We start from the raw sequence: 7,837 nt of genomic DNA, 5'->3' as shown, positions 1-7,837 counted from the left end.
CGGGGTCGCGCACCCGGCCGCCGCGCCCCGGGCGCCGCAGCAGGAGGATCGTGGCGACAGCCGAGGCGGCGAAGGTGACCCGGAGCCATGCCAGCCCGGGCTGGGTGAGCACCTCCGGCATCGGGGCGAACCGCACGGCATACAGGGTGACGGCGCTGACCAGGGTGAGGACGGGCACCGTGGTGCCGGTCAGGAGCAGGTCGGCGACGGCCGCGGCCAGGACGGCGCCGGAGGTGTAGTAGGGGTACGTCGCCGGGTCGAGCACCAGTCGCGCCGCCACCACCATGAGCAGCACCGCCGGCCAGTGACCGCGGCGTACGGCCAGGACCCCCAGGCCGAGGCCCAGCAGGAGCTGCGCCGGCCGGTCCCAGGGCGGGGTGCGGATGGCGGCCACCCCGAAGACGTGCAGCGCCGAGGACGGGGCCACCGGGATGGTGAAGTGGCCCAGCCGCGTGACGGTGGCCGGCGCGTCGAGCAGGAACGGCAGCCACGCCGCGACGACCCCTGCGGCATACACGCCGATCGCCTGCAGCAGCGGCCGCCCGCGGAAGACCAGCAGCAGCACGACGAACCCGAGCGCCCAGGGTTTGGCGTCGGCGGCCGCTGCCAGCAGCACCGCGGCGAGCAGCGGGCGCCGGGCGGCGACCGCATGGAGGGCCGCCACGCCGAGGCCCAGGGCGAGGACGTCGTCGAGGTGGCCGAAGTGGACCGCGACCTCGTCCCAGACCGGGATCACCACCAGCCCGGCGAGGAGCAGACGCCGCTCCCGGTGCGCCCCCGTCATCAGCCGGCGCAGGCTCAGCAGCAGCACCGGCCCCAGGGCGGCGAGGGCCAGCAGGGCGAGGCGCTCGCCGGGACGGTAAGGCAGGTCGACCAGGGGTGTGGCCGCCAGCAGCGTGAGCGGGCCGAACTGCAGCTGCGGGTGCGCGGCATACAGGTCCAGGCCGTCCCCCGGGGCGTTGCCGAGCAGCAGCCGGGAGCCGAGGGGGAAGAAGTGCCACGACACGCTGGACACGGCGAGGAACGGCACCACCCAGACGGCGGCCCACGCCCACAGGAGCAGGCGCAGCCGACGCAGGCGCGGCTCGTCGTCGGGGGCGACCGGGGTCAGGGAGTCAGGCACCGGGGGACGGTAGGCACGCCGCCTGCGACGAACCTGAGAGGGACCTGACGCCGGTGCCGGACCCCGGGCCGCCTCAGGCGATCCGGTCCTGTGCCGTGGGCAACAGGGGCATTCGGCGTACTCCGGGCAGCCGGCGGGCGCGCATCCCGGCGTATTCCGCTCCCCGGAGGCCCGGTGGAAGAGTGAAGGCTTGCCGGCCGCGCCCGGCGACCGGCGAACTTACCGGTTGGAGGTAGGTCCGATGGTTGACGTGTTGGTCAGCAACCTGGACACACAGGGCGAGGAGCGCCAGTTCGCGGCGCACGGCCACGCCGTCCTCGCGAACGCCGGCGCTGCGGCGATCCTCCGGGGGGAGTTCGAGCCGGGGTGGCGGTGGTCGGAGGACGTCAAGCCGATCGTCGGGACGGACAGCTGCAGGGTGCACCACCTGGGCTACGTCGTCTCGGGGTCGATGCGGATCCGGTTCGACGACGGCACCGAGATGGAGGTCACGGAAGGTGACGTCTTCGACCTGCCGAGAGGGCACGACGCCTGGGTCACCAGCGACGTGCCCTGCGTCATGGTGGACTACTCGGCGGACGCGACCCGCTATGCCCGGGGGCGCCCGAAGGGCATCGCAGCCCCGGACGACGACGCCATGAGCCGCATCCGCCGTGGCTACACGGCGTTCAACACCGGCGACGTCGACACCCTGCGGACGCTGTTCGCCCACGACGTGATGCACCACACCGCCGGCACGGGACCGCTTGCCGGCACCTACAAGGGCGCCGACGCGGTGCTCGAGTACTTCGGGAAGCTCAACGAGCGGTGCGAGGGCACGTTCCGGGCCGACCTGCTGGAGGTCCACGGCGACGGCCACGGCCACGTGACGGCCGTGCACCAGATCTCGGCGACGCGCGGCGGGAACAAGCTCGTCTCGCGTGGGTCGATCCTGTTCACCTTCATGGGCGAGAAGGTCACCGACATCCTCGAGCTCAACAGCGACCTGGCCGGCTACGACGCGTTCATGAGCTGAACCGCCATCCCGCGGGATACCGGCGAGAGCCCCTGCCTCCCTCACGGGGGTAGGGGCTCTCGCGTCCGGGTCGTCCCTCAGTCGATCCGGGCGATCGGGCTGCCCTGGGTGACCGCCTCGTCCTCCTTCACGAGCAGGTGGACCACCCCGGCGCACGGTGCCGGCACCTCGGCGGCCACCTTGTCGACCTGCACCTCGGCCAGGAGCTGGTCCGCCCTGACCGCCTCGCCCTCGGCGACGAACCAGGTGGACAACACACCCTCGGCGTCGGGCCGTTCCTTGCTCAGCGGCGGGAACGGGACCTCGGTCATGCCCGCACGACGCGGTGGATCGCGGCCTCGATGCGGTCCTGGCGGGGGAGCACGGCGTACTCGAGCGCGTGGGCGTAGGGGACCGGGGTGTCGGGATTGCACACCCGGGCCACCGGTGAGCGCAGCATGCTCGGGTCGACGTCGGTGATCGTCGCGCTGACCTCGCCGGAGAGCCCGAAGGACTGGTAGTCCTCGTCCACGACGACGAGCCGCCCGGTCTTGGACACCGACCGCAGGATCGTCTCGCGGTCGAGCGGGACCAGGCTGCGCAGGTCGATCACCTCGGCCTCGATGCCCTGGCCGGCCAGGGACTCGGCGGCGTCCAGCGCGTGGTGCACCGACAGCGACAGCGTGACGACGGTGGCGTCGCTGCCCTCACGGACCACGGCCGCCTCGCCGATCGGCACCGTGTAGGGCCCGTCGGGCACGTCGCCGGTCGCACGCGGGTTCTTCACCATCCACGGCAGGCCCATGACGCCCTTGTGGAACATGTAGACGACCGGGTTGTCGTCGCGGATCGCCGAGATCATCAGGCCCTTGGCGTCGTAGGGGTTGCTCGGCACCACGACCTTCATCCCCGGCAGGTGGGCGAAGGTGCCCCACAGGCACTGGGAGTGCTGCGCGCCGTCGGAGTAGCCGCCGCCGACCGCGGTCGTGAGCACCATCGGCACCGTGACGTTGCCGCCGGACTCGAAGTGGATCTTGGCCATGTGGTTGTAGATCTGGTCCAGGCACACGCCCATGAAGTCGGCGAACATCAGCTCGGCGATGGGGCGCATCCCCTCCACCGCGGCGCCGATGGCCAGGCCGATGAACGCGCTCTCGGAGATGGGCGTGTCGATGACGCGGTCCGTGCCGAACCTCTCCTGCAGCCCGGTGGTGGAGCTGAAGATGCCGCCGTAGGGCCCGACGTCCTCGCCGAGGTAGAACACGGACGGGTCGCGCTCCATCTCCAGTGCGATGGCCTCGACCATGGCCTTGGCCGTGGTCAGGCGGTGGCTGCCGTGCCCGGTCTCCTGGGTGGGGGTCTCGGTGATGGTCATGGGAGCGCTCCTCAGCTGAACACGTAGGACGAGGCGGTGGCGGGGTCGGGCACGGGGCTGGCCTTGGCGAAGGCGATCGCCTGCTCGACCCGGGCCTCGGCCTCCTGCCGGGTGCGGGCGATGACGGCGTCGTCGAGGATCCCCTCGTCGCGCAGCCGCTGCTCGTAGGGCGGGATCGGGTCCATCGAGGGCACCTCGGCCAGCTCGGGCCGGTAGCCCTGCGCGTCACCTTCGAAGTGACCCCACAGCCGGACCGTGTGCACCTCGAGCAGCGTCGGACCCTGGCCCGCGCGGGCGCGGGCGACGGCCCGGTCGGCGGCCGCGTAGACCGCCTCGACGTCGTTGCCCTCGACCCGCTCCGCGGGCATGTCGTATGCCGCACCCCGGCTGGCGTTGGACGGCACCGCCGTGGAGGCGTCCCGGGGCACGGAGATGGCCCAGTCGTTGTCCTCGACGACGAAGACGACCGGCAACTGCCACAGCGCCGCGAGGTTGAGGGACTCGTGGAAGGCGCCCTGGTTGGCGGCTCCCTCGCCGGTCACGGCCACCGCGACCCGCCCGGTGCCCTTCTGCTTGAAGGCGTAGGCCTGGCCCAGGGCCGGCGGGTAGCCCTCGGCGATGATGCCGGAGCAGGAGAAGTGCACGGCCGGGTCGAACAGGTGCATGTGTCCGCCGCGCCCGCGCCCGAGGCCGGTCTCCCGGCCGAAGATCTCGGCGGTCATCTTGTCGAGGTCGACCCCGTGCGCGATGGCGAAGTGGTGCGGCCGGTGGGTGGCGGTGACCGCGTCGTCGCCGGTGAGGTGGGCGCACACGCCGGCCGCCACGGGCTCCTGCCCGGCGGCCAGGTGCATCTCGCCGGGCACCAGGCCCTTGCCGATGTCGAAGCCGGGCCCCTTGTCCGCGTGGTACTCCCGCAGGACCGCCTCCTCGAAGGTCCGCGCCAGGACCATGGTCCGGTAGAGCCCCAGCCGGGTGGCCGGGTCGAGGGTGAGGGACTGGGGTGTGTCGTGCGCGGTCGTGCTCATGCCGTCCTCCAGACGCCGGGACGCCGTGGGAACCGCGGACGCCTCGTCAGTGGCCTTCCGAACCCCCCTTGCGCCAACGTAGGGCGGGGCCGGCGGGGGGCTGCACGGACCTAGGTCCTCCCGGCCCTGACCCCACCCGCGGCCACACTCGGAGCATGAGCGACGCCACCTCACCGTCCGCCCCCGCCGCACCGAGCTCGGGTCGGGTGGTGGTCGGGGTCGACGGGTCCGAGGGCTCCCTCGCCGCCCTCCGGTGGGCCGTGGAGGAGGCCCGGGCGCGGGGCTGCCCGGTGCACGCGGTGATCGGATGGTCCTACCACCCGACGTGGGGGTACTCGACGGTCGGCAACATGTACCCCGCACCCTCGGCGGTCCTGCCGAGCGCGTGGGAGCCGATCATGTCCGACCCCCCGCCCCCGGAGCACGAGACCGAGGCCGATGCCGAGGCGGGGGTGCGCAACGTGGCCGACGCGATGGTCACGACCGTCCTCGAGGAGGACGAGCAGGCCGGGCGTACGCCGGTGAAGGTGGCCACGGACGCCCTCGAGGGCCACGCGGCGCAGGTGCTGCTCGACGCGGTCACCCCTGCCGACGTGCTCGTCGTCGGGTCCCGCGGCCACGGCGGGGTCACCGGCGCCCTGCTCGGGTCGGTCACCCAGCACCTGGTCAACCACGCCCGGTGCCCGGTGGTCGTGATCCCCCACGGCCGCTGACGGCCGCACCGTCGGGCGCCGCCGGGACGGACCGGCTCGCGCGTCAGCGGGTCTCGGGGAACGGCAGGCGGGGGTCGCCGGGCTGGGAGGCCAGCGCGCTCGTCACCCAGGCGTGCTCCGGCTGCTCGGTCATGAGCACCTGGTGCCGAGGCCCGGCGCCGGCGATGACGTGCAGTGAGTACATGTCGTAGCCCGGTGGTGTCATGGCCGGGCCGTGCCAGCCGTAGGGGACGAGGACGACGTCACCGGTGCGCACCGTGGCGGCCACGTTGATCGGCCGGTCGGGGGTGCCGTGCACGTGGTGGAAGGCGAACCCGCCGTTCCCTCCCGGGGCGCCCGGCTGCCGTCGCAGCTCGACGTAGCAGATCTCCTCGACCGCGCTCTCCTGGTCGTCGCGCTGCCGGTCGTGCCGGTGTGGCGGCCACGCCGACCAGTTGCCGCCGGGGGTCAGCTCCTCGCGGGCGATCAGCGAGCCGGCCCGGAGCACGTCGGGTGTCGCGACCCGGCGTTCCTGGCGGCTGGTGTGGCCCGTCCCGATGACCCGGGTCGGCACCCTCTCGACCCCGACCCGCCGGAACGGCAGCCGCTCCTCGGTCGTGGCGTGGGGAAGGGCCACCCGGCCTCCGGTGGTGCTGGTGACCGTCAAGGTCGACCCGCGCGGCACGTAGGCGTAGTCGGTGGGCCCGGCGAAGGGGTCGTCCCGGCCACTGAGCAGGACAAGCTCGGTGTCGCACTCCACCCGCCACCGCCCGGACAGGGGCAGGACCAGCCACTCGCTGTCCCGCGTGGCCACGGTGCGCGACTCTCCGGCGCCGAGCTCGGCGACGTGGAGGCCGGCGTGCTCCCAGCCGTCTCCGTCCGGGGTCACCGCCACGGTGAACCCGGGGGCGGCGGCGGAACCGGCCGGACGGTGCCAGGTGTTCATTGGTGCACCTCCTGGTGCGCGTCGGGTGGCGCGCGGGTTGCTGCTGGGTCAGGTGTGGCCGGCGCTCACCGGGTCGTGGGTGAGCTCCCCGGCGGCCGAGGCGAAGGTCCGCATCGACGACGCCAGCTGCTCGCGGGCGGGGGCGTCCATGGCGTCCAGCACCCGCGAGATCGCGTCGCGGCGGTGGTCATTGACCGCGGTGACCAGCGCCCGACCGGTCGGGGTCAGCGTGAGCCGGACCAGCCGGCGGTCGTCGGGGTCCTCCGAGCGGTCCAGGTAGCCGGCAGCGACGAGCTTGTCCACGGTGCGGGTGGCGTTCGACGCGTGCACCCCGAGGGCCGCGGCGACGGCGGCGCCCGACAGCCGCTGGTCGGTGGAGGCCATGACGAGCACGCGCAGCTGGGGCAGCGTCACCGCCTCCTCCACCGCCGCCACGGACTCGGCGGCCACGGCCACCAGCACGCGCGAGGCGGCCATGACGGACTCGACCTGCTGGGGGGTGGGGCCGGTGGTGCGGGGCACCTCTTCATCATCGACCAACCATTGCGCCGGCGCAATGAAAAGGTGGGCCGGGCTGCACGGTCCTTCCCGGGGCATACCGCGGGAAAGGGGAAAGGCCCCTGTCCCGCGAGGGGACAGGGGCCTTCCGGTATGCCGTGGCTCAGGGTTTGACGGTCAGCGGCTCGTCGTTCTTGAGCGCCTTGAACAGGGCCAGCGCCTTGGCGCTGTCCCACTTGACCGCGCTGCCGGCGTAGGTCTGCAGGTTGGGGTTGCTGATGGGCATGGTGATGGACTGCCCGTTGCCCTGGGAGATGCTCCGCAGCGCCCACAGGGCCTTGCCGACCTCGATCATCGAGTCGTTCTCGTCGACGGTCAGGGACGAGGCCACCGCGGACCCGAAGGCGTTGAGCTGCCACGGCAGCAGCACGTTGGCCGGGGTGGCAGCCTTCTTCATCAAGGCACCGAGGAACTGACGCTGGCGCTGGACCCGGCCGAGGTCACCGAGGGGGTCGGAGTAGCGGGCGCGCACGTAGCCCAGGGCGGTCGGGCCGTTCATGTCCTGGCAGCCCGGCTTGAGGTTGATGCCGGCCTTGGGGTCGTTCATCGCGTGCTTGACGCAGATGTTCACGCCGCCGACCGTGTCCACCACGTTGGAGAAGCCGCCGAAGCCGATCTCGATGTAGCCGTCCATGCGCAGGCCGCTGACCTGCTCGACCGTGTCCATCAGCAGCTTCGCCCCGCCGAAGGAGTAGGCGGCGTTGATCTTGTTGCGGCTGTGCCCCGGGATCGGCACGAAGCTGTCGCGGGGGAGCGAGACCAGTGTGGGGTTGCCGCCGTTGCCCGGGAGGTGCAGCAGCATGATCGTGTCGGTGCGCGCACCGGCCGCGTAGCCGGTGGACAGGGCCTTGCGCTGGGCCGGGGTCAGCCCGGCGCGGCTGTCGGAGCCGACGAGCAGGTAGTTCTTGCCTGAGCCCGCGGAAGGACGGTTGGCCGACGTGGGCTCGGCGGGGATCTTGACCACGTGGCTCCAGGCGGCGTTGGTCGCCCAGACCATGGCCCCCACCCAGGCCAGGAGGACGACGAGCACCACGATGAGGGTGTTGCGCACCGGGTGGCGCTTGCGGCGGCGGGGCGCCTCCACGGGGCGGCGGCCGCGCGGCGGCCGGCCCCCGGCGGCAGGG

Annotated in this window: 9 protein-coding genes; 2 read left to right on the top strand and 7 right to left on the bottom strand. The window is 72.9% G+C overall.

Features of this window, described 5'->3' with window-relative positions; genetic code table 11:
- A partial coding sequence (locus VF825_RS06725; protein WP_331111463.1) for a hypothetical protein occupies positions 1–1,123 on the bottom strand: 1,123 nt, incomplete at its 3' end.
- A gap of 241 nt (positions 1,124–1,364) precedes the next feature.
- Between VF825_RS06725 and VF825_RS06720 the strand changes: the two genes are divergently transcribed.
- Entirely contained in the window at positions 1,365–2,138 is a 774-nt protein-coding gene (locus tag VF825_RS06720) for a nuclear transport factor 2 family protein (protein ID WP_331111461.1), read from the top strand.
- Positions 2,139–2,215: 77 nt separating this feature from the next.
- On the opposite strand, the gene VF825_RS06715 is transcribed toward VF825_RS06720, so the two are convergent.
- Genes VF825_RS06715 through VF825_RS06705 form a run of 3 tightly spaced genes read right to left on the bottom strand, consistent with a single transcriptional unit; the run spans position 2,216 to position 4,517 of the window.
- Positions 2,216–2,449, bottom strand: a complete 234-nt coding sequence (locus VF825_RS06715) for a lipoyl domain-containing protein (RefSeq protein ID WP_331111459.1) — start codon at positions 2,447–2,449, stop codon at positions 2,216–2,218.
- Positions 2,446–3,492 (bottom strand): alpha-ketoacid dehydrogenase subunit beta, encoded by a 1,047-nt coding sequence (locus VF825_RS06710; RefSeq protein WP_331111457.1) that lies wholly within the window; start codon positions 3,490–3,492, stop codon positions 2,446–2,448. The genes VF825_RS06715 and VF825_RS06710 overlap by 4 nt, the downstream gene beginning before the upstream one ends.
- Before the next feature lie 11 nt (positions 3,493–3,503).
- On the bottom strand, positions 3,504–4,517 hold the full coding sequence (locus VF825_RS06705) for a thiamine pyrophosphate-dependent dehydrogenase E1 component subunit alpha (protein ID WP_331111455.1): 1,014 nt from the start codon (positions 4,515–4,517) through the stop codon (positions 3,504–3,506).
- A gap of 155 nt (positions 4,518–4,672) precedes the next feature.
- Here VF825_RS06705 and VF825_RS06700 point away from each other — a divergent pair, with 155 nt between their 5' ends.
- Positions 4,673–5,230, top strand: coding sequence for a universal stress protein (locus VF825_RS06700; RefSeq protein ID WP_331111453.1), 558 nt, complete (start codon positions 4,673–4,675; stop codon positions 5,228–5,230).
- Positions 5,231–5,273: 43 nt separating this feature from the next.
- Here the strand turns inward: VF825_RS06700 and iolB are convergent, their stop codons facing one another.
- The 3 genes from iolB to VF825_RS06685 all read right to left on the bottom strand — a co-directional run.
- Positions 5,274–6,155 carry a 5-deoxy-glucuronate isomerase gene (gene iolB / locus VF825_RS06695; protein ID WP_331111451.1) on the bottom strand — a complete coding sequence of 294 codons (882 nt, stop codon included), beginning with the start codon at positions 6,153–6,155 and terminating at the stop codon, positions 5,274–5,276.
- Positions 6,156–6,203: 48 nt separating this feature from the next.
- Positions 6,204–6,677, bottom strand: a complete 474-nt coding sequence (locus VF825_RS06690) for a MarR family winged helix-turn-helix transcriptional regulator (RefSeq protein ID WP_331111449.1) — start codon at positions 6,675–6,677, stop codon at positions 6,204–6,206.
- Positions 6,678–6,816: 139 nt separating this feature from the next.
- The coding region (locus VF825_RS06685; protein WP_331111447.1) for an LCP family protein at positions 6,817–7,837 on the bottom strand (1,021 nt) is incomplete at its 5' end.

Origin of the sequence: Oryzihumus sp. (assembly GCF_036391795.1) — a bacterium.
Taxonomy (GTDB): Bacteria; Actinomycetota; Actinomycetes; order Actinomycetales; family Dermatophilaceae; genus Oryzihumus.
The sequence above is the reverse complement of the archived record's forward strand: the minus strand, read 5'-3'. Positions and strand labels throughout refer to the sequence as shown.

What these genes read in the sequence shown, in the direction of transcription:
- VF825_RS06710 (WP_331111457.1), bottom strand. Translation starts at nt 3,492, where the DNA reads ATGACCATCACCGAGACCCCCACCCAGGAGACCGGGCACGGCAGCCAC.
- VF825_RS06700 (WP_331111453.1), top strand. Translation starts at nt 4,673, where the DNA reads ATGAGCGACGCCACCTCACCGTCCGCCCCCGCCGCACCGAGCTCGGGT.
- VF825_RS06715 (WP_331111459.1), bottom strand. Translation starts at nt 2,449, where the DNA reads ATGACCGAGGTCCCGTTCCCGCCGCTGAGCAAGGAACGGCCCGACGCC.
- VF825_RS06720 (WP_331111461.1), top strand. Translation starts at nt 1,365, where the DNA reads ATGGTTGACGTGTTGGTCAGCAACCTGGACACACAGGGCGAGGAGCGC.
- VF825_RS06705 (WP_331111455.1), bottom strand. Translation starts at nt 4,517, where the DNA reads ATGAGCACGACCGCGCACGACACACCCCAGTCCCTCACCCTCGACCCG.
- iolB (WP_331111451.1), bottom strand. Translation starts at nt 6,155, where the DNA reads ATGAACACCTGGCACCGTCCGGCCGGTTCCGCCGCCGCCCCCGGGTTC.